The 25,203-nt window shown below is 54.3% G+C and carries 22 protein-coding genes; 13 read left to right on the plus strand and 9 right to left on the minus strand.

Annotated features, from left to right (window positions below; genetic code table 11):
• The first annotated feature begins 348 nt into the window (after nt 1–348).
• The 3 genes from BMX68_RS01655 (at nt 349) to BMX68_RS25270 (ending at nt 1,859) form a co-directional block, all read left to right on the plus strand.
• A complete protein-coding gene (locus tag BMX68_RS01655; protein ID WP_017134366.1) occupies nt 349–885 on the plus strand; it encodes a carboxymuconolactone decarboxylase family protein in 537 nt (178 codons plus the stop codon).
• A gap of 129 nt (nt 886–1,014) precedes the next feature.
• A complete protein-coding gene (locus tag BMX68_RS01660) occupies nt 1,015–1,497 on the plus strand; it encodes a hypothetical protein (protein WP_017134365.1) in 483 nt (160 codons plus the stop codon).
• A gap of 179 nt (nt 1,498–1,676) precedes the next feature.
• Complete coding sequence (locus tag BMX68_RS25270; protein ID WP_143063218.1) at nt 1,677–1,859, plus strand: hypothetical protein; 183 nt, start codon at nt 1,677–1,679, stop codon at nt 1,857–1,859.
• Nucleotides 1,860–2,034: 175 nt separating this feature from the next.
• On the opposite strand, the gene BMX68_RS01670 is transcribed toward BMX68_RS25270, so the two are convergent.
• From BMX68_RS01670 to BMX68_RS01695, 6 genes are all read right to left on the minus strand, one after another.
• Nucleotides 2,035–3,468, minus strand: a complete 1,434-nt coding sequence (locus tag BMX68_RS01670) for an alginate export family protein (protein WP_026013466.1) — start codon at nt 3,466–3,468, stop codon at nt 2,035–2,037.
• A 226-nt stretch (nt 3,469–3,694) separates the two neighbouring features.
• Nucleotides 3,695–5,032, minus strand: a complete 1,338-nt coding sequence (locus BMX68_RS01675) for an MFS transporter (RefSeq protein WP_017134363.1) — start codon at nt 5,030–5,032, stop codon at nt 3,695–3,697.
• A 67-nt stretch (nt 5,033–5,099) separates the two neighbouring features.
• Nucleotides 5,100–6,110 carry a 2Fe-2S iron-sulfur cluster-binding protein gene (locus BMX68_RS01680; RefSeq protein WP_017134362.1) on the minus strand — a complete coding sequence of 337 codons (1,011 nt, stop codon included), beginning with the start codon at nt 6,108–6,110 and terminating at the stop codon, nt 5,100–5,102.
• Complete coding sequence (locus BMX68_RS01685) at nt 6,107–7,105, minus strand: PdxA family dehydrogenase (protein ID WP_017134361.1); 999 nt, start codon at nt 7,103–7,105, stop codon at nt 6,107–6,109. The genes BMX68_RS01680 and BMX68_RS01685 overlap by 4 nt, the downstream gene beginning before the upstream one ends.
• Nucleotides 7,102–7,572, minus strand: a complete 471-nt coding sequence (locus BMX68_RS01690) for an aromatic-ring-hydroxylating dioxygenase subunit beta (RefSeq protein ID WP_017134360.1) — start codon at nt 7,570–7,572, stop codon at nt 7,102–7,104. The genes BMX68_RS01685 and BMX68_RS01690 overlap by 4 nt, the downstream gene beginning before the upstream one ends.
• Before the next feature lie 14 nt (nt 7,573–7,586).
• The gene (locus BMX68_RS01695) at nt 7,587–8,846 is read right to left on the minus strand and encodes an aromatic ring-hydroxylating dioxygenase subunit alpha (protein ID WP_017134359.1); all 1,260 of its coding nucleotides are present in this window, start codon (nt 8,844–8,846) and stop codon (nt 7,587–7,589) included.
• A 173-nt stretch (nt 8,847–9,019) separates the two neighbouring features.
• On the opposite strand from BMX68_RS01695, the gene BMX68_RS01700 reads away from it, so the two are divergent.
• On the plus strand, nt 9,020–9,769 hold the full coding sequence (locus BMX68_RS01700; RefSeq protein ID WP_244159601.1) for an IclR family transcriptional regulator domain-containing protein: 750 nt from the start codon (nt 9,020–9,022) through the stop codon (nt 9,767–9,769).
• A gap of 21 nt (nt 9,770–9,790) precedes the next feature.
• Here BMX68_RS01700 and pdxR read toward each other — a convergent pair whose 3' ends face one another.
• Complete coding sequence (pdxR, locus tag BMX68_RS01705) at nt 9,791–11,272, minus strand: MocR-like pyridoxine biosynthesis transcription factor PdxR (protein ID WP_369678875.1); 1,482 nt, start codon at nt 11,270–11,272, stop codon at nt 9,791–9,793.
• 41 nt (nt 11,273–11,313) lie between these two features.
• On the opposite strand from pdxR, the gene BMX68_RS26110 reads away from it, so the two are divergent.
• The 5 genes from BMX68_RS26110 (at nt 11,314) to BMX68_RS01725 (ending at nt 14,707) form a co-directional block, all read left to right on the plus strand.
• Nucleotides 11,314–11,511, plus strand: coding sequence for a hypothetical protein (locus BMX68_RS26110; RefSeq protein ID WP_211208531.1), 198 nt, complete (start codon nt 11,314–11,316; stop codon nt 11,509–11,511).
• Nucleotides 11,512–12,102: 591 nt separating this feature from the next.
• On the plus strand, nt 12,103–12,720 hold the full coding sequence (locus BMX68_RS01710; protein WP_017134356.1) for a nitroreductase family protein: 618 nt from the start codon (nt 12,103–12,105) through the stop codon (nt 12,718–12,720).
• A 34-nt stretch (nt 12,721–12,754) separates the two neighbouring features.
• Nucleotides 12,755–13,300 (plus strand): carboxymuconolactone decarboxylase family protein, encoded by a 546-nt coding sequence (locus tag BMX68_RS01715; RefSeq protein WP_026013463.1) that lies wholly within the window; start codon nt 12,755–12,757, stop codon nt 13,298–13,300.
• Between the two features lie 317 nt (nt 13,301–13,617).
• Complete coding sequence (locus BMX68_RS01720) at nt 13,618–14,244, plus strand: FMN-dependent NADH-azoreductase (RefSeq protein ID WP_017134354.1); 627 nt, start codon at nt 13,618–13,620, stop codon at nt 14,242–14,244.
• A complete protein-coding gene (locus BMX68_RS01725) occupies nt 14,237–14,707 on the plus strand; it encodes a pyridoxamine 5'-phosphate oxidase family protein (RefSeq protein WP_017134353.1) in 471 nt (156 codons plus the stop codon). Before BMX68_RS01720 ends, BMX68_RS01725 begins: the two co-directional genes overlap by 8 nt.
• Before the next feature lie 83 nt (nt 14,708–14,790).
• On the opposite strand, the gene BMX68_RS01730 is transcribed toward BMX68_RS01725, so the two are convergent.
• Both BMX68_RS01730 and BMX68_RS01735 read right to left on the minus strand, forming a co-directional pair.
• Nucleotides 14,791–16,512, minus strand: coding sequence for a methyl-accepting chemotaxis protein (locus tag BMX68_RS01730; protein WP_017134352.1), 1,722 nt, complete (start codon nt 16,510–16,512; stop codon nt 14,791–14,793).
• A gap of 621 nt (nt 16,513–17,133) precedes the next feature.
• On the minus strand, nt 17,134–19,101 hold the full coding sequence (locus BMX68_RS01735) for a sigma-54-dependent Fis family transcriptional regulator (RefSeq protein WP_017134351.1): 1,968 nt from the start codon (nt 19,099–19,101) through the stop codon (nt 17,134–17,136).
• Between the two features lie 387 nt (nt 19,102–19,488).
• Here BMX68_RS01735 and BMX68_RS01740 point away from each other — a divergent pair, with 387 nt between their 5' ends.
• From BMX68_RS01740 to secB, 4 genes are all read left to right on the plus strand, one after another.
• Nucleotides 19,489–21,630, plus strand: a complete 2,142-nt coding sequence (locus tag BMX68_RS01740) for a hydantoinase/oxoprolinase family protein (RefSeq protein ID WP_017134350.1) — start codon at nt 19,489–19,491, stop codon at nt 21,628–21,630.
• Between the two features lie 121 nt (nt 21,631–21,751).
• Nucleotides 21,752–23,989, plus strand: coding sequence for a hydantoinase B/oxoprolinase family protein (locus tag BMX68_RS01745; protein ID WP_248672873.1), 2,238 nt, complete (start codon nt 21,752–21,754; stop codon nt 23,987–23,989).
• Nucleotides 23,990–24,064: 75 nt separating this feature from the next.
• Nucleotides 24,065–24,565: an acetone carboxylase subunit gamma gene (locus BMX68_RS01750; protein WP_017134348.1), complete on the plus strand. Its 501-nt coding sequence runs from the start codon at nt 24,065–24,067 to the stop codon at nt 24,563–24,565.
• A 120-nt stretch (nt 24,566–24,685) separates the two neighbouring features.
• The gene (secB, locus tag BMX68_RS01755; protein ID WP_017134347.1) at nt 24,686–25,138 is read left to right on the plus strand and encodes a protein-export chaperone SecB; all 453 of its coding nucleotides are present in this window, start codon (nt 24,686–24,688) and stop codon (nt 25,136–25,138) included.
• The last annotated feature ends 65 nt before the right edge of the window (nt 25,139–25,203 follow it).

The raw sequence follows: 25,203 nt of genomic DNA on the forward strand, positions 1-25,203 counted from the left end.
AGAACGAAATCATGCCCACCTTGACGCTTCGCACTCACAAGCCGCGCTTCTTGCTCCCCAACAAAATCAGCGTTGGCGAGGAAAGCATCGAATGGTGACTGTTGGGGTGAGGCATAAAAGATATCACCCACCATCGGAAAAATTTGTGATTCAGGTTTACATCCCTGAACAGTTAAAAAGCCACTTGGCGTCCTCCTCCAACACGCAGCTAACCGCCTGTACACAATGCTGCCTATAAAATCTCGAAATTTGAGAGAGTGGTTCCCGATATCAAGGGATTATCATCCCCTTTGTGAAAACATAAGCTTCTCTCACGCCAACAACGGCTAAACGTAAGAGGATCTAAAGATGGCACGTATTACTATTCCAACTCGCGACCAAGCTCCTGCCGGCACCCATGGCACCCTCGATGCGATTGGTGGTCAACTTGGTTTTATTCCAAATATGTTTCGTATGCTTGCTTCCAGTCCAGATACTTTTGCCGGTATCGTCGGTTTCCAAGGTGCGATGTCTAAGGCCTTGAACGTAAAAACCCGTGATGCTATTGCTTTGGCTGTGACTCAGGTCAACGATTGCCACTACTGCATGCGGGCACATACTTACGTTGCGACTAATTTGGTGAAAAGCTCGGCCGAGGAAATCGCGCTGAATCGCCAAGGTCGTTCGGAAGATCCAAAGCGCGCCGCTGCAGCTACATTTGCCAAAGCTCTGGTAGAACGCCGTGGCAAGGTAACTGATCAGGAACTCGCCGCTGTACGTGCTGCGGGTTATACGGACCCAGAAATTATCGATATCACCGCTGTGGCCGTACAGTTCCTTCTGACCAACTTCATCAACAATATGGCTGACACTGATGTTGATTTTCCTAGCGTAACAGCAGCCTAAGCAACAATTAATGAGGACGTCTGAAATTAATCAGCACCGCAGATGACCTTGTTTCTTGTTCGCAACGGGACCTCATTACTGAGGTCCCATTTTGCTTTGTAGAATTTGGTAAGTTGGATAGCATTGGTAATGCAATGTCGAGTCGCTGATACAACGAAAAGGATCGACGGAGTCATTAGCTTCGATTTTACTAAAATTGCTGCTTCCGAAGCAGGTGCTGACTGCCTTTACGTTTCGGGTATTAAGGCGTGCACTGAAATTCTGCCATCTGAGGTCACTGATTGGCAGCGGCTGAAAGTGAAGGTTGATGCAACCATAATATTCAAAGTTTATGGGTGTTTGATTTTATTTCAGAAGCTATGTTCGACGGTTCGTCCAGGGCTTGCTCCGGTTATTGCAACGTTTCAATCGAGTGTGCCAGTTGACGCAACCTGTCAGCTTGAAGTTTTTTTATTCAGCCAGCGAGCACTCATCGTGCTTGGAATCACCCTGATTACAGATCTCTCAATTTATGAGAACGGCCTTATTGGATTTGCTAGGTTATTCTCCAGTAGTCTTGATGTTACCATTGCCTCAAGCCAAAAAATTTATGATGAAATCAATTGCACCTAAAAAATTCTGATTTGTTCGGGGACATTAAAAGTGTCTATTCGGCCCCGTGTGGTCAGGATAATGAAAGTGCATGTTATTAAATACGTTCCCTGAAAACACAACCGCTTTGATTGGTAGTTGGATCTTCATTTTTTCGAGATACGATTATGAAAGCCAATAATTTATGGATAATAGTAATTATGACGTTGCTGATCAATGGCGGATCATTTTTGGGTTTTAGTCAAATTTCCACTGGTGGTATCGCCCGCAGTATCGAATGCCGACAGTGGATAGCACGCGCCACCGAGATCATGAAAGGTTCCATGCTCAGGATCGGAAGTCCACCGGAAAAGCGTAACCAATTTTTAATGAGATTTGTTTGAGTTAAAAATGGCTCAGGGCGATTGCTATATAATCACATCATAGATGGTTTTACCTGAAAAATTTATGGCTGTTGGTTATCTAAAAGGCATTAAGTAGACGGTTGCGAATAAAGCACAAGCCGCTTTTCGCGGCTTGTGCTTTATTCAGTCATGCTTACCCTCTGGCTAACTTATTTCAATAGCGAAACGAAGTACGCAGCACCACGATTTGCGAGTTACTGCCTCCAGCATTCTTGATCGCCGAACCGATGTCATAGAACAGATAGTCGAGATCAACCGTGATGTTGGAGGTTGGCGTCCAGTTGACGTTGGTTTGATACAAGGTGCCCAAGCGTTTGCCTTTGCTGGTGGTGGTGCCGGGAACGGCCACCATACCGGGTAGATAGACACCATCATCGGTGTTCTGGCGCCACGCGGCAAATACCCCAGGCTCGAAACGAACCTTGTCAAAAGGCGAAAACCTCAGCGTTGGGCCTGTGAGTATGATGTTGGATAAAGTCGTCAGACTGGCCTGACCATAAAAGGCATTCTTGGGAAACATCGGGTCGAACGAACCGGCCTTATGATCGCCATCCTTGTCGCCACTGGCGGCGTCGAAGCGGAAACCCAAGCGCGCCTTCCAGGGGCCGGCGAAGGTATAGCCGCTGTCACTGGACACTCCCCATGCGTCAATATCCGCGTTGGCGATGTGACCTGTCTGCTTCATCAAGTCCCAGGTCCAGTCGAATTTATTCCATGCACCAAACAATCGCGTGCCGAAGGTGTAGCGATCTTCTTTCCCCGTGAAACCGTCTAGCTTGCGTTGGTCCGTTTCAAGGCCGAAAGCGTAGAGGTCGGCCTTGAAAACGCTGGATAGGGGAACCGTGCCGTAGAGCCCATAAAATTTCTGCTGGTGGTTGCTTGAATCGTTAAATGAGCCGGAGGGCCGCACAAGCAGCGGCTTCATCGAAAAGGCATCCAGCTTGTAGCCATTTTTTCCGGCCCAACTCATGCGCACGCCATCGAACGACAGGCGCATGTTGGGAATTTCCCGGTAGGTGACCAATACGTTATTGCCATAGGCCATTTCTTGACGGCCGACGCGTGTGGTCAATTTGCCGCTCTGGTAATGAAGATTACCGTCGATAAAGGCTTGATGTATTTCGTTGCGACTTTGATCGGATGGGCTCGGCAGGTCCTTGCCAAAAACACGGGTATTTTCCAATTGAATAAAAGTGCGCAGGCTGTCGTCGAATAAATGCAAGTCCGCGTGGATTTGCGCACGCTGCATTAAATAGGAATCGTCCTTTACGCCACGCAGGCCGAAAACCGGTTTGTCTGCGGCATCGGCGCGATAACGTAGTTCCGCGCCAGTTTGTAGCCAGGCGGTATCGGATAGACGCTGATAACGCAATCCGTCGAACGGGTCGGTGCGTTTCGCCGGGTCATCAAGAAAACGATAGTCTTCCTGCGATCGGGTCGGCCCGGAGCGGGGCGGACGTTGTGATTCCAGTGGCGAGAGCGCTGCAGCTTGGGGTTCTGTAGCTTGTGCGCTCGATATATAGGTGTGACTAAGAACCATGACAATCGATAGCGGTATTGAGTAACGGTTTAGTGAAGGGTGGATCATCGTGCAGGCTCCTATTCTTATTTTTCTTAAATTAGGCAGACAGGCGCTGAAGGGCTTCAACATTCTGTTGAAACTGCAGCGGTGTAATTTCAGACAATGTGCAGTGATGCACTGGAAAAAATGTCTGCCTATGCTTCGGGTCAGTTAGTGTTGTTTTGAGTGAGGCAAACGTGTACTCATCTTCGCGCAAATTTCGCTAGGCACGAGTTAGTATTTATTGGCGGATTTAATTCGCGCCTCTGCCATAACGGTGACCGAGAAACAGCACCAGCAATCCGGCAATCAACATGGGTATGGCCATGGCATAAAAGACCGCCGAAGGCGACCAGCCGCCACCCAGCGCGGCACCGACCACGATGGGACCGACAATCCCGCCGGTTCGACCGATACCCAATGCCCAACCGACACCGGTCGAGCGTATCGGTGCAGGGTAGAAAACCGCCGCCAGGGCGATGAGGCTTTTTTGTCCACCGCTGATGCAGCAACCGGCAAGGAAGTTGGCACTCAACAGCACCCAGAGGGGGCTGTGGAAGGCCAGCCCGGTCAATGCTACAAACACGAAGCCAATCAGATAAAGGATGCCAACGGTTTTGTAGGCCCCCAATCGGTCCATCGAGGGGCCGGTGATGAAAGCGGCCGCGATGCCGCCGACAGTGGTCAGGGTGGTGGCCATCACCACGGTACTCATCGGGTAGTTGAGACCGGTCATGATTGAGGGCAACCAGCTTTGTAAGGCATAAAACTCGCCGAGGTTGATCGTGAACACTAGCCATAACAGCACGGTGCCCATGATCCGCTCAGGCGTGAACAGGCTGCCGAGGGCGCCGCGTTGACCCTGGTCGAGAGCCTCGACTACGAATATTTGTTTATCATGCTGAACCAGGTCGGTGTCTATTTTGCGGAACACCCTCAGGATGTGTTGTGGCGCTATCTTCTTCTTGATCATGAACACCATGGATTCAGGCAGGAAGCGAAACAAGACAGGTACCAGCATCAACGGTGCCAAGGCTCCGACCCAGAACAGTGAGCGCCAGCCGAAATGGGGAATGAACCAACCCGCGGCTAGCCCGGCGGCGATAAAGCCGAGTGAGAAACCACAGTAAATCGCAAGAACGAAGGTAGCCCGCAAGCGCTTGGGACTGTATTCGCCGGTCATGGCAATGGCGCTGGGTGCCGCCGTACCCAGACCGACCCCGGTGATGAAGCGCAAGATCATCAACTCGGTTACGTTAGTGGCCCAGACCGAGGCCAGGGTACATAAACTGAAGACGATAGTGCTGATAATGATGGCTTTTTTATGCCCAAAACGTTCAGACAGCGGTGTTAGCATTAGATAGCCGACCATCAGGCCAGCGAGGGACGACGAAAATATCGGCCCTAACATCTGTTTGGACAAACCCCATTCCTGGGCGATATAGGGGGCCATGTAGCTGATAGCCTGAGTATCGAATCCATCGAGAAACATGACGAGTCCGCACAAAATAATGACCCCGTACTGAAACCGGCTCACTGGGCGCTCGTCCACGAATTGCGGTAATTGCAAGGGCTTTGGTTCTGGCAACATTATTTTTATCCTCGCGGCCATTTTGGCCTTGTTGTTTTTATGTTAAGCAGGCTTTTGGAGAGGTCCTCTAGGGGGTCGGTTGTAGGTCTCCGGACGGTACAAAGGCATCACAGTAAAATGCCTCGGGCGACAATCGGCCTTCGGCGGTCAGGTCGCTGAGTGCCGCGTTGATCATGATCGGATTGCCACAGGCATACACCTGATGGGCACTCAGATCGGGGTAATCCTCGAGCACCGCTCGGTGTACCCAGCCGGTTCGGCCGGACCAGCCTGGTTCAGGCTCAGAAAGCACCGGTGTGAAGATGAACCCGGGCAAGCGCTTGCTCCACAGCTCAGGCTGATCGGCAAGGTACAGATCCTGGCTGTTGCGCGCGCCCCAATACAGATGCAGGGGTCTTGAACCTCCACGCTTGATCTGGTCTTCGATGATGGACTTGAGCGGTGCCATACCTGTGCCCGTGCCCAGTAAGATGACGGGATGATCGACCGCTTCGTCCAGCGAAAAGTCTCCATAGGGCAACTCCACCTTAAGCACGTCGCCTTTTTCCAGTCGTGCCAGAACGCCCTCGGAAAAACGTCCCCCAGGCACATGGCGGATATGCAGCTGCACACCATCGCTTTCATGGGGTGCGTTGGCCATGGAGTAGTTACGGCTGTCGCCATCCTCCATCAGCACTTTCAGGTATTGGCCGGCTTGGAACTTGGCCCGGACACCCGAAGGGAAGCGCAGATTCAACACGACCACATCGGTGTTTGGCCGGGTGATGCGATGAACTTTGGCACTGATCACCTTGCGTACTGGCGCGGCGCGTTGAACGATACGTTTGGGGCTGATTTCCACTGACGAGCAAGGCCTTGCCTGGCACAACAACACGCCCGTGGCCGGTCCGCGTGTCAGGCCCTTACCGCGCACTTGCAATTCACCGGTGGCAAGACCCCCTTCGCAGGTTGAACACACCCCTTTACGGCAAGAGTAGGGGATTGCATAACCGGCGCGCTCGGCGGCGTCCAGTACCGTTTCATCAGGGGCGCAGGGGAAGGTAATGTCCGTCCCCGAGACGGTTACATCGAATGTCATGCCAAGGCCCCCTGAGTGGAAAATGCCGTACCGCCGACCAGGCGCAGCGCACGGATGACAGCTTGCGGATCGGCCATGTCTTTGCCTGCGATATCGAACGCCGAGCCGTGGCCGACGCTGGAAAAGATCAGGCCAGCGCCTATGGACAAGGCTGAGGCGGTGCGTCCAGCCAGCAGTTTGATCGGGATATGACCCTGATCGTGATACATGGCGATGAAGGCGTCATAGCCATCCTGGCCCAGCATCAAATCGGCACCGACCGGTCCATGGGCGTCGATTCCCATCTGGCGCAGGCGTTCGATTGCCGGGACGTTTATCTGTTCGTCATCCTGGCCGAACAGTCCGTTTTCCCCGGCATGGGGGTTGATGCCGAACACGCCGATTCTCGGCTTGGCAATACCCAGCGCCTGCAATGCAGTCACCGCGGCCCGACCTGCGCCAACCACAAGGTCCGGCGTCAGTCGGGCTAGCGAGTCAGCCAGTCGTTCATGCAAGGTGGCATGGACGATGCGCAGTCCTGCACCGATCAACATCAGGAACACACGATCGGATTCGACCCCGACCAGTCTCGCCAGCAAGTTCGGATAGCCTGAAAATGTAATGCCCGCAGCGTTTATCGCCGTCTCGGAATGTGGGCACGCGACAATACCGCGTGCCCGACCCTGGCCGAGGCACGCGACGGCGGCGGATAAATAAGCCACGGTGGCTGCCCCCGCACCGGCGCTTACCTGTCCAGGCAAGAAAGCATCGGGTGAGAGGTTTGGCACCGCCAGCAGGTGCAGGACACCTGTGGCTGGTGCAGCGCTTCCGTCGGTTTCTTCGATGCGAAGGCCCGTGCCCTGTACATAATGCTCGACAACAAAGCGATCGCCGACGATGACCGGATTGAGTTCAGGATCATTCTGCAGCGCGACGACAGACTTGACGGCGATTTCCGGTCCAATGCCGTTGGGGTCGCCGATACTCAGCAGAATTCGCTGTGCGGGTCTGCTCATAGTGGCAGCGCCAGCAGGGTGTGGATTCGCGAGCTGTCGCACACTACGGTTCGTTCAGCCAGCATGGCGGTATCGCCTTCGATCCGGTAGCAGTCGATATAGCGGCCGGAGACGAAATTATCGGTGCTACCGTCACGCATGATGCGCAGCACAATAAAGGCAGTCTCGCTACGTACCAGATTATCTTTTTGCTCCAGAATCACCGGCTGATTGAGCATATGGCGATAACTGTGGCGCTCGTAGATGTTGGCTTCGCGTAAGGCGGAAATCCGGTCGACCAACATGCCGCGATTGTTCGCCCAGATCATGCCGGCTGGCAGGCCCTGGCGATAATTGTCGGCAGTGGTTACGGTATACAGACACTTCTCGAGGAAGAAGTCCGGCCACGCCTCGAGCGGACCTTCATCGATGCAGCGGGCATATAAAGCCTGGGTCTGGCTAATCAGTGTAAAAATAGTCTGTGTCACAAACGGTTCCCCTCTTATAGATCCATGGCCGCGCGATAAGCTTTCCAGAAGCCGCGAATAGAAGCCTCGGTAATCCGGCTATCACTTGACTCGGCGTCAGTCCCGCCCATTTCCAGCACGGCGGTATGGTTGGAGGCGCCGACGATGCCGCGTTGGACGAAACCGCCGACACAGCCGTCTTCCATGGATATGTAGCCCGCCGGCCCAACGAGGTTGGCCTGCTTGAGGCGAGTCAGGCGTTGTTCAGGGGTGTCGTCTTCGAAGCCCAGGTACGTCCAGTTGAGTTGAGTGCTTTCCACGCCGCGTGGAAGCACTTGACGGACTGCAATCGAGTTCTGGATTTGTTGCAAGACGAAGCAAGGGAAGATCGAAAGGATTTGTAAGGTGACGTCATCGCCGACTTCACTGAAACCCTCGAGCAGCGACGGGTCTTGCAATTGATAAGCGCTATCGGAGCGAATGCTTTGCTGGGCATAGGAAGCGTCGCGTTCTGCCTGACGTTCAGCTTCTCGATCGATGGCCGAATAGCTGACGTGATGTCCGCCGCTCTCGTCGACAATGATCGCGCCACGCTGGGATAGCCGGTTGATTTCAAAGGTGGTGAAGAACAGATGCAGGATGCTGGCGTGATACGAGTCCTTGACGTTCTCGATGTACAGTTTCCAATTGTTGGGCAGCATTTGCGTGTAGCGGCCAAGGACAACAGGCTTGCGCCCACTGAGCACACGCTCCACGCGGCTGAGGATTTCCTCGCCTAGATACTCTTCGATATCGGGTACGTCATCCGAGAAGCTGCCGAATATCAAGCCATGAACGGTTGCCACCCGCAATTTACGCGGGCCATGTTCTTCCATGCAAAATGAAGGCGCCATGCCGCTACGGCCCTTGATGCCATCCTTAAAGGCGACTCCAGTCAGATCGCCTTGCAGGTTATAACTCCAGGCGTGATAGACGCAGGTGAAATCCTTGGCCTTACCGCTGTCGTCCAGGGCGAGCAGGGCGCCACGGTGTGCGCAACGGTTCTCGAAGGCGTAGAGTTCACCATCGTTGTCACGGGTGACGATGATTGAAGTTTCGCCGATAAAGCTGGTCTTGTAGTCACCGATCTCAGGGACTTCAGCTTCCAGGCACAGGTAATTCCAGTGCGGTCCCTGGAAGAGTCGGGTTTGTTCTTCCTTGTAAACGGCATCGCTCTGAAAAGCCCAATAAGGTACGCGGGTCAGGCCATCAGGCCAGGCCAAATTCTCAGGTTCGCGGTCGGTAATAATATTCATCATTGCTCCCGATCAGGTCCTCGTGATTGCAGAAAAAATGGTTTTTTCTGCAATGACTATTGACGTGAGGTTTTATTTTTGTTCGAATAGCGAACATTGTTTCATTTCTCGAACAATTAGAGACCTTGTGAATCATGATTGTCAAGAAAAATACATCAGCAGATGGCGCGCTCGTGCGCGCACCCGAAGGTATGTCGGGCTTGGCCAAAGGCCTTGCAATCATCGAAGTGTTCGGTAGGGAGCACTCGCAATTAACCGTGACCGATGCGGCGCGACTGACCGATACCACCCGCGCAGCGGCTCGACGGTGCTTGCTCACACTGGTGGAGTTGGGTTACTTGAGCCATGACGGCAAGCATTTCTGGCCGACTCCGAGATTCCTGCGTCTTGGCACGGCCTATCTCGACGCGGCGCCATTGCCGCAGTTGGCCCAACCCTATCTGACCTCGGCGCGCGAAGCGCTGGGAGAGTCGATCTCACTGGCGGTGCTGGAAGATGGCTGGTCGGTATTTGTTGCTCGTGCCGAGACGGCGAAAGTGGTGAGCACCGGTGTACGGCTAGGTGCACGGTTGCCGGCCTACGGTTCGGCCACCGGACAAGTATTGCTGGCAGGTTTGAGCGATGAAGCGATTGAGCGCTATCTTGCGACTTCTCCACCGCCGACCACCGCTTACATGATTGTCGACCCGTCAGTGATCGTGGAACGGATCCGGCGGGCGCGTGTCGAGGGAGTTGCCTTTACCGATGAGGAGTTGGAGTTAGGCATGCGTTCCATGGCGGTGCCTGTGAGGAACGCTCAAGACAAAGTGGTTGCGGCCATGAGCATGAGTACCTTCGCGGCACGTTTATCCCTTGAGGAGTTACGTGAGCAGTGTCTCCCGGTGCTCCAGCATCATGCTGCCTTGCTCGGGTGCATGCTGTAACGCGCTGGTTCGAGATGCCGCTCAACTGCTTGGGACACGGGGCTGGCGATATTGCTCGATGATCTCAAACAGTTGATGGCACGACGTGGCGAGGTACGGCTCGGGCGCGGTGGCAACCCCGAGCAACAGGCCGGATGAGCGCCCGGACGGAGTCGCGAACCACGATGACAAAGGGGAGGGTGCCATGCCAAAGGCCATTGCTTCCCGAGCGATTTGTGCGTCAGGCATACTATCGGGGAGTTTGAGCAGTATCGCCAGGCCTGCCTTGACCCACTCTGCATCGCGCATTCGCAGCTGCTCGCATAACGCGTCACGCTGAGCGGAATATAATCGCTTGAGGCGACGGACACGCCGAATGTAGTGACCGTCGTGCATAAACTGGGCCGTGGCGAGTTGAACCACGGGTGAGGGCGCGGGAGCAAGTGCTGCGACCATCTCTGAGAATGCGGTAACCAGTTCGGGCGGTGCCACCACAAATCCCAGGCGCAACCCCGGGCTCACCGTCTTGCTGAAAGAACCTATGTGGATAACCCGTTTGCTCTCGTCCAGGGAGGCCAGGGCAGGGGCTGCCCTGCCTTCTAGCTGCAGCTCGCTGAGGTAGTCATCTTCGATGATCCAGGCGTTGTTCGAGACCGCCCATTCCAGTAGTTGAAGCCTTCGCCTCAAAGACAAAGTCGAACCCAGGGGCGCTTGCTGACCGGGTGTCAGGACGGCTAACGCTGCATCCCCGGCGTTCTTGATTCCGTAGCCGACGTCGAGGCCTTCTGCGTCCACCGGAATCGCAATGGTATTCAAACGAGCGAGCTCCAATCCCTTGCGGGTAAGGAAGAATCCGGGCTCTTCCATCCAGACCTTCTTACCATCCAAACCTAACACCCGCAGCGCAAGCCCTAAGCCGGCACTGTATCCTGACGTGACAAATACCTGTTCGGGGGAACAGTGGAGGTTTCTGGCGATGGACAGATAACCCGCGATCTCCCGACGCAGTTCGAACTCCCCCCTGGGATCGGGATAGACCAGTGACGAGAAGGATTCTGCCTTCAATAGATTGGACGAGCGTGCGCGTGCGAACAGCTTTTCCGGTAGGCCTTCAAACGCTGGAATACCGAGCTGAAAGATCGCAGGCCCGGTGTTCATCCGCTCATAGGCTTTCATAAAGGTTCCAGGTTCCAGTGGTTCCGATTGAGCCACTGCCGCACGGGGCCGTGGTGCCACGCGCGTGCCCTTTGCTCCGAATGTTTCGATCATCTGAGCGTCGGATAACCGTTCATACGCCGCTTGAACTGTACCGCGCGCGACACCCAGGTGCGCGGCAAGATCTTGCCATGAAGGTAATCGAGTGCCTGGTGTGAGCAGCCCCGACTCTATTGCCCTGCTAATACTTATACGAATTTGTTCTGACAAAGACAGTTTTGCTGTCCGATCGAGCTGGATTTGCAGGTCTGAGTTCATATTCTTAGTACACATAAAAGTGGAAGATCTTGGTTCTTCTATTCGTACCATCGACGGTACAAGATAGAAAGACCAAGACAAAGCAGCCCGACATGATCATTCGTCTGATTCTGACTGCATTTTTCGTAACAGTTGCAATCTTTATCAGAGCGGGTTCCTTTGCTCATGAATCTGGCGATATCGTGCAGTCGGATTTTGAACAAATAATTGCCAATTTGCCGGGAAAATCGACCGGTGCCATGGACGTCGGACATCCTCCAGGCGCAGGCTCGTTACCTACATGCACGTGAAGTTCGCTTTTATTTATGCACAGGCGGTATCGGATTTAGTTGGGTAAAAGGTTAATGACGATGAGGTGCGTGCGTGCCGCGCTGGTGAGAGCGGGTCGCAGTCCTCGAGGCGAGCCATTCTGTAAGCCGGAATGAGAGCAAAACCCAATCTGCAAAATTTTTAGTGATATTCATCATCAATAGCAATAGAAAGCGGCCAGCGAGCAGGTGTGCTACAACTTGTGCCTGGCTATGGAGTCGCCTATTAGCTATTAGATAGACGGTCTTGATGCCTCGTGAGATCTGTTCAAAACTTGCGATACCATCATTTTTAGAGCTCAGATCCGTGTGCAGTGTGTCGTCAGCGTAGTTTCAGGCATGTCATGATGCTGCCCTATTACTCAGGTGAAATGTTCGCCACTGACAGTAAATTAAGGACGAGATCGCTGCCTGTTTTGCTAACTCGATGTGCCAACTGCAAGCGATTCATTCGTACAGCGACCACCAGAAGCAGAGGAGAAAATGCAGCCCAACATCTCGAACGAAACCAGGTACGCATAGAGCGAAAGGCCTCTTGTACCTCAACTTACCCCTTCAGCTATAGGAATCATCATGACCAACGCCGTCATCGAATGTATCGTGAGTCGTAGCGCCGCGAAATACTACGACTCCGCCGCCACTTTGAGCGACGACCAAATTCGCGAGTTGGTGAGAATCGGCACCACCGCACCGACATCTTTCCACCTGCAGAACTGGCGCTTCATCGCGGTACGCTCCCCTGAAGCCAAAGCGCGGTTGAGTCCGATCGCTTGGAATCAGCCCGCGATCACCGAAGCCTCCGTTACCTTCATCATCTGCGGCCAACTGGCTGACTCCAGCGTGATACCGGAACGCCTGGCACCGTTGGTCGAAGCGGGTGTCATGCCCGCAACAATGGTTTCGGAGTGGGAAGCTCCCGCGCGCGGTTTGTATTTAGAGCATCCGCAGCGCCAGCGCGACGAGGCAATGCGCACGGGCACCTTCGGTGCATCGGCGATCATTTATGCCGCGCGCTCGATGGGCCTGGGTTCGACACCGATGATCGGTTTCGATGCCGAAGGGGTAGTCCGTGAGTTCGGACTGGCCGAAAATGAAGTGCCAGTGATGCTGTTGTCTGTAGGTGTGGAGCGTCCAGGAAATTGGGCACAGAAGCCGCGCCGTCCGCTGGATGAAGTACTGGATATCATTTAACCATCAGTAAAATCAGTAGCTTACGGAGACTACAATGCCTAGAAGTGCAGCTGTAAAACCGGAACAAGTGCCGCCTGATTCGAAAGCGACTCTCGATGCTTTTACCAAGAACATCGGGTTCACTCCAAACATGATGATGACTTTCGCGCAAAGTCCAATCGCGTTCAACTCATGGGCTACGCTGCTCGGCTCCTTGAGCAAAGCACTCGATGTGAAGACGCGTGACAGTATTGGCCTCGCGGTCTCCGAAGCGAATGGTTGCAACTACTGCCTGACGGTTCACAGCTTTACGGCCGAGCATATGGCCAAACTGCCGGCGGACGAAATCATTCTCGCTCGCAAGGGCAATGCCACCGATCCGAAACGCGCCGCTGCCCTCCAGTTTGCGCGCAAAGTCATCGAGACTCGTGGCAAGGTCAGTGACGCTGATCTGAAAGCCGTCCGCGATGCAGGCTACACGGATGCGAATGTCATGGAGATTATCGCGCTGGTGGCTATGTACTCTCTTACAAATTTCTTCAATAACGTGTTCGATCCTGAGAAGGATTTTCCTGCCGTCACTCCCGCTGGCGCGATCTGACTTCCTGCCCGGTTGCATCGACCATCTCCTGGTGGCCTGGAGCTGGTCGATGCGGGCACGCCGAGAAAGCCCAGATGCCCCCAGGACAGACGCTTGGGAAAGCGTCTGGGCTACTTGTGTGTGCTGATAACCGGTCTTGAAGCGAAACAATATCAGTAGAGAGATCCGGCATGTCGACGGCGGACAAAGTGTCCGCCGCTGAGATGATGTTCGCATCGGGCAGCGTAGCGCGGGCTCGAAGTGACACCAACTGACCGAGGAGAGTAAATGATGAAGATAGTTGTGATCGGCTTCGTAAAACCATTGGGATCGCTCGCATGAACATCCTCCATATTGATTGTAGCTCGCGTCCAGAATCGCAAAGCCGTCAGCTTTCAGCGGCGATCGTCAATAAGCTCCTTGAGGTTACGCCTGACGCGAGCATCAGTCGGCGCGATTTTGCCGCTGACCCCCTACCGCATGCTTCTCCCGACTACGCGACTGCCCTGTCGTCGCCGGCCACCTTGGCGACCCCACCGAGGGGCTCGCTGGAACTTTCCGAGACGCTCATTCAGGAGGTGGAAACGGCTGATGTGATTGTCATCGGAACACCCATGAACAACTTAACCGTTCCGTCGGTCCTCAAAGCATGGATCGACCAAATCCTTCGCGCCGGTCGCACGTTCACCTCGACGCCGGCCGGGAAGATGGGAATGCTCCGCGACCGCCCAGTGTTTATCGGCATTGCTTCCGGTGGCGTTTTTACCGGTGAGCGAGCCAATCAGCCCGATTTTCTCACGCCGTATCTATCGGCGGTGCTGGGTTGCGTTGGGCTCAAGACCTTGCAATTTCTTCCCGTGCAGGCCACGGCGTTTCTTGATCGAGAGCAAGCCCTATTAGCGAGAAGCAAGGCGCTCGCGGCGCTCGACCTTACGGCCCTGGAGAGGTTCCATATCTATGATTGAAATTACTGCCGACATGGAGACGATCATCAAGCAGGCGATACTGTCGTTCGTCGCGACAGTCAACGAAGACGGAACGCCCAATCTTTCACCGAAAGCGTCTCTGACTGTCACCAACGGTGTTCTCTACTTCGCCGATATTGCATCACCCCAAACGATACTGAACTTGAAGCGCAATCCTGCCGTTGAAATTAACGTAGTCGACATCTTTCAGAGGCGCGGTTACCGATTCAAGGGCCGCGCGTTGATACTTGCACCAGACAATGACGAGTCTTTGGTGATCGCTAACTGGATTCGAGCGACCAATGGCCCGGAGTATCCTGTTGATCACGTTGTCAAAATTGAGACCACTTCGATTGCTCCGTTGCTGTCTCCAGCCCATGTCCTAGCCAATCCTCCTCGAAGTCAGGACGAAATTAGCAGCACCTACCATCAGAAGTACGGTGTGAAGCCTATGACAGACTAGTGGCCATGGGCGGGTTGCGCCGAAATTGACTCATGGGACTAACCACACGGGCCACTGGAGTGTTGATCGTTCCAGCCAGAATTTTAAAGGCTGGCATGCCCGAGATTAAAATGGCTGACCTGGGCATTCAGACCTTGCGCGAGACGAGAGACACCTTCACTGGCAATACTAACTTGATCGGAGCCTGCGGCGTTATGGCTAGCCAGCTCCCGAATCTGCTCGATTCGTTGACTGATGTCGTGAGCCACAACAGCCTGTTCTTCAGCCGCGCTGGCGATCTGAACAGCCATATCACTGATCACTCGATTGGCGTGGGTGATGCTTTCAAGAGCCTGACCGGCATTGTCAGCTTGACGGGAGCCTGCCTCCGCTTGACTACGACTCTGATCCATGACGCCTACCGCTTGTTTGGCGCCTTCTTGTAAGCGCAGGATCATATCCTGGATTTCCTGAGTCGAATCCTGAGTACGTTTGGCAAGGTTACGTACTTCATCTGCTACAACGGCAAAGCCTCGGCCTTGTTCTCCAGCCCTGGCAGCCTCAATAGCGGCGTTCAGAGCCAGCAGATTGGTCTGATCGGCGATACTGCGGATGACATCAAGTATACCGCCGATACTCGAAGTATCTGCGGCCAAGGCCTGAACCACTTCAGCGGCTTTGCCAATATCACCAGATAGCTGTTGGATAGTGGACATCATTTGCTCTACGACTTCACGACCGCTTGCGGCTGAACTGTCCGCTTTTTGGGCGGCCTCAGCCGTTTGGGCCGAGTGGCGCGCAACTTCCTGCACCGTAGCGGCCATTTCCGTAATGGCTGTTGCCACCTCTGCAGTGTGCAGCTCTTGCTGTCTGATATTTTCCAGTGTACTGCGCGTGGTACTGGTGAGTTGTTCAGCAGAGACGCTGAGCTGGCGGCTGGAGTGCACCACGTTGTGTACCACTTCACGTAGCTTGGCAACCATCTGCCCAAATGCATGAGAAAGAACCCCAAACTCTCCGGTGTTGCGTGCATCTAAATGGGTATTGAGATCGCCTTCGGCTACCCGTCTGGCCTCCCCGGAGAGGCGCGAAAGAGCGCCGCCAACTTTGCGTCGTATAGTGATGATGCCGATTATTGCAATGATAATCAGCAAGAGAACCATCATGCTTACCGCGCTCATATAGACGGAGCCGGTAGAGCGCAAGCCATCTACTTCTAATTGAGTCCGCTTGTTAAGCAAGACAAAGAATTCTTTAACCGGCGCCATAATACGTGCCTTTTCCGCATCGTAGCGAGGGCTGTAGACCAAATGAGTAGACGCACTCAGGTCAGGCGCTGTGCCGTTTGACCCGGAGGCGGCATCCATTGCCTGAGACTCAAGGCTGGCTAATTCATTTGACGCATGCTCAGCCTCTTTAAGCTTAGCCAATTCTGCTTCGCTCATTCCCTGTCGACGCATTAGCTCCAATAACGTCGTCGAAGGATCGAGCCCACTATCGACTTTCTGGCCAGCAGCCAGGAAGTCGATGTATGGGTAGCTGTAATTGGAGGGACGAGGTTGCTGCCCATTCCTGATGGACAAGATCTGATGGTACAGCTGGGCGTAGCGGTTTTCTCCGGTGACAGCAAAGGTGCGGGCCATGCGGCTTAAATCATCGGAGCTCTGTCGTAACTCATCCGCGAGCAAGTAGGACTGATAGCGGTTTTCCTCGCGCTCGCTGAGATGTCTTTGATTACTAATCATCGACAGTACAAGCAAGCCAAGGGCTGTTGTGCTGACAATCATGGTGCCAAAGATCAGTGTAAAAAGGCGTTGAATGGACAAATTGGCTCTCCTTGCTGAGATCAAGTTAATCCTGATTAGGATTAAGTAGGGGCAATAGAAATAAGAAAATCTAGCGAAATCACCCAATTCGCTGAGTAGCGGGGTTCAGCGAAAGAGTGCAAAAAAATTAAGCATTTGGAGGCGGATATTGTCTCCTTTGTTATTTGGCTAAAGTTTTTAAGTCGATCTTTGTAAAGAAATTTTGAGTTATTCTGGAGTTCTCGATTAATTAATTTTGTGCGTTAACTCATTTTATGGCACTTGCTGCACGGGTCGTAGATGCCGAATGTCTAGTTGTAATGCGGATCGAAGATTAGCACGCGATCTATTTTGTTTATTTCGAAAACTTGCGAATTTTCAATGATTTAGATGAGATAAGTTATGTTTTTCGTGCTCTCGAATTTATCCGCGAATGGCTTTAAGCATGGTCTGGTTATGACCCGAACTGAAGCAATCTTTATCTCCTCATAGTTGCTTCACCATATCTAGCGCATGAAAATCCAAGGCGGGCACTTTGCAGAAAATGCCATGCGTTCCATTTTTTGTTCCTTTCGCGATGCTAGCCGGGGCGTAGTGATTTCTTTTTAATCACTGCGCCCTTTATTGCACACACTTAATGCGTCAGTCAGGGCGAGGAAGGTCGTATTTCTTCAGTTTGCTATAGAGGGTACTCTTGGCGATATTCAACGCCTTGGCCGCGCGGGTCAGGTTGCCGCCCTGCTCGTGAATGGCCTGGGCGATGACCGCTTTCTCGGCTGACTCCAGAGGATGATCACAGCCGTCCTCAACCCGGGTGGCCGAAGCACCAAAGCTCACCGGCAGATTGGCTGGAGTCAGTTCCTCGCTATCGGTGAGGAAATAGGCAGCCGTCACCAGATTGCTCAGCTCGCGAATATTGCCGGGCCAGGAATGGCCTTCGAGCGCGGCCTGTAAATCCGAGCTCAGTCGCTTGGGTACACCACCATGCTGTTCGACCAACCGAGCCAGGATATGCTCGGCCAGCAGGGTCGTATCCCCACGCCGTTGCCGCAGGGCGGGCAGGGTCAGCGTCATGGACGAAATGCGGTAATAGAGGTCCATCCGAAAGCGCCCCTTGGCGACCTCTTCGCTCAGGTCGCGATTGGTGGCGGCGATCAGGCGAAAGTTCACTTTGCGCGGGCGGGTTTCACCGACCCGACAGACTTCCGATTCCTGTAGCACCCGCAGGAACAAGGGCTGCAGGTCCAGCGGCATTTCGCCTATCTCATCGAGAAACAAAGTGCCCTCATTGGCGGCTTCGATCTTGCCGGTCATTCCGCCGCGCCGGGCGCCGGTGAAGGCCCCCTCCACGTAGCCGAACAACTCCCCCGCCAGCAGATCACGGGACAGGCCACCGCAATTAAGGGCGATGAAGGCGCCTTCGCCGTGGGGACCGGCCTCGTGCATAGCGTTAGCAAACAGCTCCTTGCCGACGCCGGTCTCGCCCTGCAGTAAAATGGAAATGGGCGCCTTGGCCAGGCGCTCCGCCTGTTGTACGGTTTTGAGAAACAGCGGGCTTTGGCCGATCAGACGGGAAAAACCTGCGGGACGGGTGGTCTCCCGAGCACGCTTGTCGCCCATCTCCACCTGCGTAGTGCGTGGTCTGGGGAAGGGGATCACGGCAAAGTAGCCAATCGTTTCGCCACGGTGACGGACCGGTTCGATCCATTCGCGCGCCAGCTGCGGTAGAACCCGTTCCGCCTGTGTGGCCAGACGCCCCTCTCCATTCAGGAAGAGGACGGGGCTGTAAGGGGTCAGGTTGAGTTTGATGCCGCGCGCCGCCAGCACGCGTTCGGCGTGCCCATTGCTGCGCACCAGTCGTCCCTCCAGGTCCATCAGCAACAGGCCGTCATTGCTGGGGGCCGTGAAGCGTCCCAGGGTTTCGCCCAGCAAAAGTTCGCGCTTGGAGAGCTGCAGGTGAGCCAACTGCCCCTCGATACGGTGAGCACCGGAGACGGCCAGGGCCAGGCAGTAGTCGTGCTGGGTGCTTTTGAGCCCGGAGATATTGACCGCGCCCAGTACCTTGTTTTCGAAGGGATCCCAGATGACGGCGGCAGAGCAGGTCCAATTGCTGATGTTTTCACAGAAATGTTCATAGGCGTGCACCTGCACCGGGGAGCCGATACGCAACGCCGTCCCTATGGCATTGGTTCCCGCGGCACCCTCGTCCCAGTTGGCGCCGGGTACGAGCCGGAATTGATTGGCCAACTCAAGAGTCTGGGGGTCGCCATGGCTACGCAGGATCACTCCCGAGGGGGCCACCAGGTGCATGATGGTGCCGGATTGGGCCAAGAGATCATGGGCATCGCGCATGATGGTTTCCGAGGCACAGATCAGCTCCCGATTCGCCGCCTGGATCTTCTCTAATTGCGCACTTTCAAGGTCGATGGCTTGCTTGGCCACTAGAGGATTCACTTCCTTGGAGACACAGCGTTGCCACGAGGCTTTGATCACCGAGCGAACGGTATCGTCGGGAAGGGCGCCGATGCTCAGTAACCTTTCGCGTGCATGGGCGATACGCCCGGGCTGTTCGACAGCCACCGATCCGTGTAATGGCACGTCTTGTTTCATGAATGTCACCGCTTTTATTTTATTTATTAAAGAGGCCGCGCTTATCTTGAACCCACTTTGATCTATTTACAATTGCTGGCTCACACCAGGCACGCGTCGATGATGCACAGTTTTTTCTCACTTCAACACAACTATCCGAAAGAGTTCGATTAGCGGTCGATAGGCGACCGACTTTCGAACGCAATAGCCTTCACCAGAGTTGTCTTTTTTTTAGGTGGTGAATGTTTCCCATTGTTTTTATTAGCTTATGTTTTGTTGGCATAACCGATGCTATGTATTTAAGCGGTTGCCCGGGCCGATGGGTTTGGATGACCTAATGTGTTGCGCCTGGTCAGGACTGGGCAAACGGCGTCAGCAATCAGCAATAAGAATAATGAGGATATAATCTTGAACCAATTAGCGAATCCAGTAGAAGTCCTCGGTATCGATGCCGGTGGCACTATGACCGATACCTTTTTTGTGCGAGCCGATGGAACGTTTGTCGTAGGTAAGGCGCAGAGTAACATCAATGAATCCCAGGCGGTGCTGGAGTCCAGCAAGGATGCTCTAGGACATTGGAATAGAACGGTCGAGGATGTTTTCCCCGAAATGGTGACCTGCGTCTTCTCGGGAACCGCCATGCTCAATCGTGTCGTGGGACGCAAAGGGTTGCGCACCGGGCTGATCGTCAGCAAGGGATTTGAAGATTTTCACCGCATGGGACGAGCCATCCAAAGCTATCTGGGTTATGCCTTCGAGGATCGTATTCACCTCAACACCCATCGTTATGACGAACCCCTGGTGAGCATCAAGGACACTCGTGGCGTCACCGAACGGATCGATTCCAAGGGCAATGTGGTGATTCCGGTGCGCCTGCAGGAAGCCCGGGAGGCCGCGCGCGAGTTGATCGAGCAGGGCTGTAAGACGATCGTTATCAGTCTGCTGAGTTCCTATCTGAATGGCGATCACGAAAAGGCCGTCCGTGATGTCTGTAAGGAGGTTGTCCGGGAGATGGGGGTCGAGATTCCGGTGTTTGCCTCCGTGGACTATTACCCGATGCGCAAGGAAAGCCACCGCACCAACACCACCATCCTTGAGGCTTATGCGGCTGAGCCTTCGCGTACCACCTTGGGGACCATCAGCAACAGCATGAAGGATATTGGCGGCCAGTTCGATCTGCGGGTCATGGCCAGCCACGGTGGCACCATCAGTTGGAAAGCCAAGGAGTTGGCGCGCTCCTTGGTGTCGGGGCCGATTGGCGGGGTAATCGGGGCCAAGTTTCTGGGCGAAAAACTCGGTTACGAGAATATCGCCTGTTCCGATATTGGCGGGACCAGCTTCGACATGGCGCTGATCACCAAGAACAACTTCGCCATCCATAAAGACGGGGATATGGCGCGCCTGGTGCTTTCTCTGCCATTGGTAGCGATGGACTCCATCGGTGCCGGCGCGGGGAGCTTCGTGCGTATCGATCCCCATGCCAATGCGATCAAGCTGGGGCCAGACAGTGCGGGCTATAAGGTCGGTACCTGTTGGCCGGAGGGCGGTCTGGATACCGTCTCGGTGACCGACTGTCACATCATCCTGGGTTATCTGAATCCCAAGAACTTCCTCGGTGGGGTCTTGAAACTGGATGTCGAGCGGGCGCGGCGCGAAATCAAACGTCAGATCGCCGATCCCCTGGGGCTCTCGGTCGAGGATGCTGCCGCCGGAGTCATCGAGCTGCTGGATCTATCCCTACGCCAGCATCTGCGTGCCATGATCACGGGGAAGGGCTACAACCCCTCTGACTTCGTCTGCTTCTCCTATGGCGGCGGCGGTCCCGTGCATGCCTACGGCTATACCAAGGGACTGGGTTTCAAGGAAACCATCGTGCCCGCTTGGGCGGCCGGTTTTTCTGCCTTCGGCTGCGCGACCGCCGATTTCGAATATCGCTACGACAAGAGTGTCGACATCGGTATCAACGAGAAGTCCACCACTGCAGATATCACCGCAGCCACCACCACCCTGCAGGCAGCCTGGGACGAACTGCGCGCCAAGGTGTTGGAAGAGTTTCGGATCAATGGTTTCAAAGATGAGGAGGTCACTCTGAGCCCTGGTTACTCCATGCAATATCTGGGGCAGTTGAACGATTTGGAAATCGATTCGCCGGTGGCGGCGCTCTCCGGTGCCGAGGACTGGGACGATCTGGTGCAGTCGTTCAACGATACCTACGCGCGGGTCTACGCCGACGCCGCGAGATCGCCGGAATTGGGTTACGGGATCACCGGCGCCATCATGCGCGGTTCCGTGGAAACCAAGAAACCCAATATTCCCGAGGAACCGGGAGCCGGTCCTACTCCGTCGCTTGAATCACACCTGGGTACCCGACCTTTCTATTACGAAAAAAAGTGGGTCGACGCCGCTATCTATCATATGGAAAAGCTTAAGCCCGGTAACGAAATAAAAGGCCCGGCGGTCATCGAATCCGATGCCACCACCTATGTGATTCCGCCGGGATTCGAGACGTTCCTGGATGTGAACCGTCTGTTCCATCTGATCGAATGCTAATGACCAGCCGATTATAAATATAACGTGTTGAGGATCTCTCATGACTATTCAAGAAACCTTTGTCCAGGCGGGAAAACTGCTGGATAGCGGACTGACGCTCAATGAGCATCGCAATCTGATTTTGCAGCGCACGGAAAGAACAGGGCACTACAACGGTCTGACACGGCTGGAGTTTAAAGAATCGGACCCCATCGGTTATGAGCGGATTTTTTCCAAGCTCCGTGCGGGGTTAGTCAATTCCCGCGAAGTAGCCAAGAAGATTGCGGCATCGCCCATCGTCGAGCAAGAAGGAGAACTGTGCTTTACCCTCTATAACGTGGCAGGCGACTGTATCGCCACCTCTACGGGAATCATTATTCATGTGGGCACCATGGGCGCCGCCATCAAATACATGATTCAGAATAACTGGGAATCCAATCCTGGAATCAACCCAGGTGACATGTTCACCAACAACGATTGCCAGATCGGTAACGTGCATCCTTGCGATATCGCCACCATCGTGCCGATTTTCCATGAAGGCCTGCTGATTGGCTGGGTGGGCGGCGTGACCCACGTCATCGATGTGGGTGCGGTGGGGCCTGGTTCGATGTCCAACGGTCAAGTCCAGCGCTTCGGTGACGGGGTGCAGATCACCTGTCGCAAGACCGGTATCAACGACACGCCGCTGCGCGATTGGCTCCATGAGAGCCAGCGCAATGTGCGCACGCCAAAGTATTGGATCCTGGACGAGAAGACCCGTATCGCTGGCTGCCACATGATCCGCAATCTGGTCGAGGAAACGGTTCGCGAAGAAGGTATCGCGGCCTATGAAAAATTTACCACCGAAGTAATCGAGGATGGCCGTCGCGGGCTCATCAGCCGGATCAAGGCGATGACCATTCCCGGCAAGATCCGCACCGTCGCCTTTGTCGATGTGCCCTACATGCATGAAGATGTGGTCGTCCCGCCTTTCGCCAAGCTCAATACCATCATGCACGCCCCGTGCGAAATCACGGTCAAACCCGATGCTACCTGGCGCCTCGATTTCGAGGGCTGCAGCCGTTGGGGCTGGCACACCTACAATGCCAACCCGGTGGCATTCACCAGTGGCATCTGGGTCATGATGACCCAAACCCTGGTCCCCACTGAACGGATCAATGACGGTGCCCGTTACGCCACCGAGTTCCGCATGCCCAAAGGTACCTGGACCAATCCTGACGACCGCCGTACCGCCCACGCCGATGCCTGGCACTTCCTGGTCTCCTCCTGGAGCTCCCTGTGGCGTGGTGTGAGCCGAACGTATTTCGGTCGTGGCTATCTGGAGGAGGTCAACGCGGGCAACTCCAACCCCTGTAACTGGCTGCAGGGCGGCGGTATCAACCAAGAAGGCGAGATCCACGCCGTCAACAGCTTCGAAACCGCAGCCTGTGGCACGGGCGCCTGCGCCGTCAAGGATGGCCTGAATCACGCGGCGGCGATTTGGAACCCCGAAGGGGACATGGGCGATATCGAGATCTGGGAGCTGGCCGAACCGCTGCTCTATATGGGACGGACCATCAAGACCAATACCGGCGGGTATGGTAAATACCGCGGCGGTCTTGGATTTGAAACCTTGCGTATGGTCTGGGGCTCCGCCGATTGGACCATGTTCTTTATGGGCAACGGTTATATGAACAGCGACTGGGGGCTGATGGGGGGATATCCGGCCGCCACCGGTTACCGCTTCGAAGCCCATGACACTGGCCTTTTGGATCGCATCAAAGCGGGAAAATCACTGCCTCTTGGTAAGGATCGCGATCCCAGCGCCTGCGAATTCGAGAAACATCTCGACGCCGGTGCGCAGGTTAAGCGTGATAAGCAGTGCATCACTACTGAAACAATCTTCAAAAATGGTGATCTCTACCTCAATTACCTGCGTGGCGGCCCTGGCTTTGGTGATCCCCTGGATCGCGATCCGACGGCGGTCGCCGACGATCTCAACCAGAACTTCGTGCTGCCTGAATTTGCTCAAAAGGTTTATGGCGTAGTGATCTCTCAGAACGAAGCCGGCGACTGGATGGTCGATGAAAAGAAGACAGTGGCACGGCGCCAGGCGATCCGCCAGGAAAGAATTACCCGGGGCCAACCGACCCAGCAATGGATGAAACAGGAGCGTCAGAAGATTCTGGATAAGGAGGCATCGGTCCAGGTCCAGCAGATGTTCGCTTCCAGCTTTGCTTTGTCGGAGAAGTTCCTTGGCGAATTCAAAGCGTTTTGGGAGTTGCCGACCGCATGGGCGCTGAAAGAGAAAGATCTCGGTATCTCTATGTTTGGTGCTGAACACCATATGGATCTGAGCGAACTGCCCGATGTTCACCCCGTGATCATGACCGAACAGTGATTGTCTGCGAAGAGGGTGCCCGAGCATCCTTATCAATGACATCTCACAATTCAAAAAACAAAAGAGAGACTGATTATGTCAACCTATACCAAAAAACAAGTGTCTGATTTGGTCAAAGGGGACTTGGACTGGGATACTTTGCACCGCATGTTGTCTTTACCTAAGGACAAGGAACGTTACGCTAATTACATCGCCGTGTTACAGGAACAGGTATCTTGGGACGATAAGATCATCATACCCCTCGGTCCTCACCTTTTTCTTGCGGAAACACCGAAAGATAAGAAACTTGTCAGCAAATGCTCATGCGGTTATGAGTATGGCGATTACCGGAAAAACTGGAAGCTCAATGCATTGATCTACGTGCGTGACAGTAAAGAAAAGATGCAGGAGGTCTATCCTGCGCTGATGGCGCCAGACACCAGTTGGCAAGTTTACCGCGAGTACTATTGTCCAAGTTGTGGGGTGATGCACGATGTCGAGGCGCCCACTCCTTGGTATCCGGTCATTCACGACCTCCAGCCGGATTTGAAATCCTTGTTTGATTGGCTGGATCTGCCGGCGCCAGTGAACGCCTGACCGGCGTCCGTCACGCTGATTGATACCCCGACCGGGGCTCCGGTTGGGGTATTGCGCAGATTCCTTCCATGGCAAGCCAGCTTAATAAATTGAAATGCTGAAGAAATTATGAGGCGGATTATGTTGGACAAAGATAAAAATACCCATAAGACCGAACAGGTGTTTTTCGCGTTACAAAAAATCTATATTAAAAACTCATCTTTTGAAGCGCCGAATGCGGCAAAGGTTTTCAAGCAGAACTGGAAGCCTGAGGTCAGCCTGGATCTGAATGTCAGCTACGAATCGATCGGCGACGACCTCTATGAAGTGGTGCTGTCCATATCGATCACCGCAAAAAACGATAGCCTTCTGGCTTTCTTGGTCGAGATCGACCAGGCCGCATTGTTTATCATCAAGGGCTTACCCGAGCAGAAACTGGATGAAGCCCTCAATTGCGCCTGTCCTATGATCATGTTTCCTTATATCCGCGAGGCCCTCGACACCATAATGTTGAAGGGGTGTTTCCCACCGCTGATGCTGGCCCCCGTCAACTTCGACGCGCTCTATACGGAAAAAAACAGAGCCCGTGCTTAAGCCGGAAAATATTGCTTTGGCGGTTGTTCATGGATGGGTGTCGGGTAGACAGATTGCAGAGCGCT

Source organism: Pseudomonas agarici (genome assembly GCF_900109755.1).
Classification (GTDB): Bacteria; Pseudomonadota; Gammaproteobacteria; order Pseudomonadales; family Pseudomonadaceae; genus Aquipseudomonas; species Aquipseudomonas agarici.

Coding starts and splice junctions, on each gene's coding strand:
- BMX68_RS01655 (WP_017134366.1), top strand. CDS start 349: ATGGCACGTATTACTATTCCAACTCGCGACCAAGCTCCTGCCGGCACC.
- BMX68_RS01660 (WP_017134365.1), top strand. CDS start 1,015: ATGCAATGTCGAGTCGCTGATACAACGAAAAGGATCGACGGAGTCATT.
- BMX68_RS25270 (WP_143063218.1), top strand. CDS start 1,677: ATGACGTTGCTGATCAATGGCGGATCATTTTTGGGTTTTAGTCAAATT.
- BMX68_RS01670 (WP_026013466.1), bottom strand. CDS start 3,468: ATGATCCACCCTTCACTAAACCGTTACTCAATACCGCTATCGATTGTC.
- BMX68_RS01675 (WP_017134363.1), bottom strand. CDS start 5,032: ATGTTGCCAGAACCAAAGCCCTTGCAATTACCGCAATTCGTGGACGAG.
- BMX68_RS01680 (WP_017134362.1), bottom strand. CDS start 6,110: ATGACATTCGATGTAACCGTCTCGGGGACGGACATTACCTTCCCCTGC.
- BMX68_RS01685 (WP_017134361.1), bottom strand. CDS start 7,105: ATGAGCAGACCCGCACAGCGAATTCTGCTGAGTATCGGCGACCCCAAC.
- BMX68_RS01695 (WP_017134359.1), bottom strand. CDS start 8,846: ATGAATATTATTACCGACCGCGAACCTGAGAATTTGGCCTGGCCTGAT.
- pdxR (WP_369678875.1), bottom strand. CDS start 11,272: ATGGTACGAATAGAAGAACCAAGATCTTCCACTTTTATGTGTACTAAG.
- BMX68_RS26110 (WP_211208531.1), top strand. CDS start 11,314: ATGATCATTCGTCTGATTCTGACTGCATTTTTCGTAACAGTTGCAATC.
- BMX68_RS01710 (WP_017134356.1), top strand. CDS start 12,103: ATGACCAACGCCGTCATCGAATGTATCGTGAGTCGTAGCGCCGCGAAA.
- BMX68_RS01715 (WP_026013463.1), top strand. CDS start 12,755: ATGCCTAGAAGTGCAGCTGTAAAACCGGAACAAGTGCCGCCTGATTCG.
- BMX68_RS01720 (WP_017134354.1), top strand. CDS start 13,618: ATGAACATCCTCCATATTGATTGTAGCTCGCGTCCAGAATCGCAAAGC.
- BMX68_RS01725 (WP_017134353.1), top strand. CDS start 14,237: ATGATTGAAATTACTGCCGACATGGAGACGATCATCAAGCAGGCGATA.
- BMX68_RS01735 (WP_017134351.1), bottom strand. CDS start 19,101: ATGAAACAAGACGTGCCATTACACGGATCGGTGGCTGTCGAACAGCCC.
- BMX68_RS01750 (WP_017134348.1), top strand. CDS start 24,065: ATGTCAACCTATACCAAAAAACAAGTGTCTGATTTGGTCAAAGGGGAC.
- secB (WP_017134347.1), top strand. CDS start 24,686: ATGTTGGACAAAGATAAAAATACCCATAAGACCGAACAGGTGTTTTTC.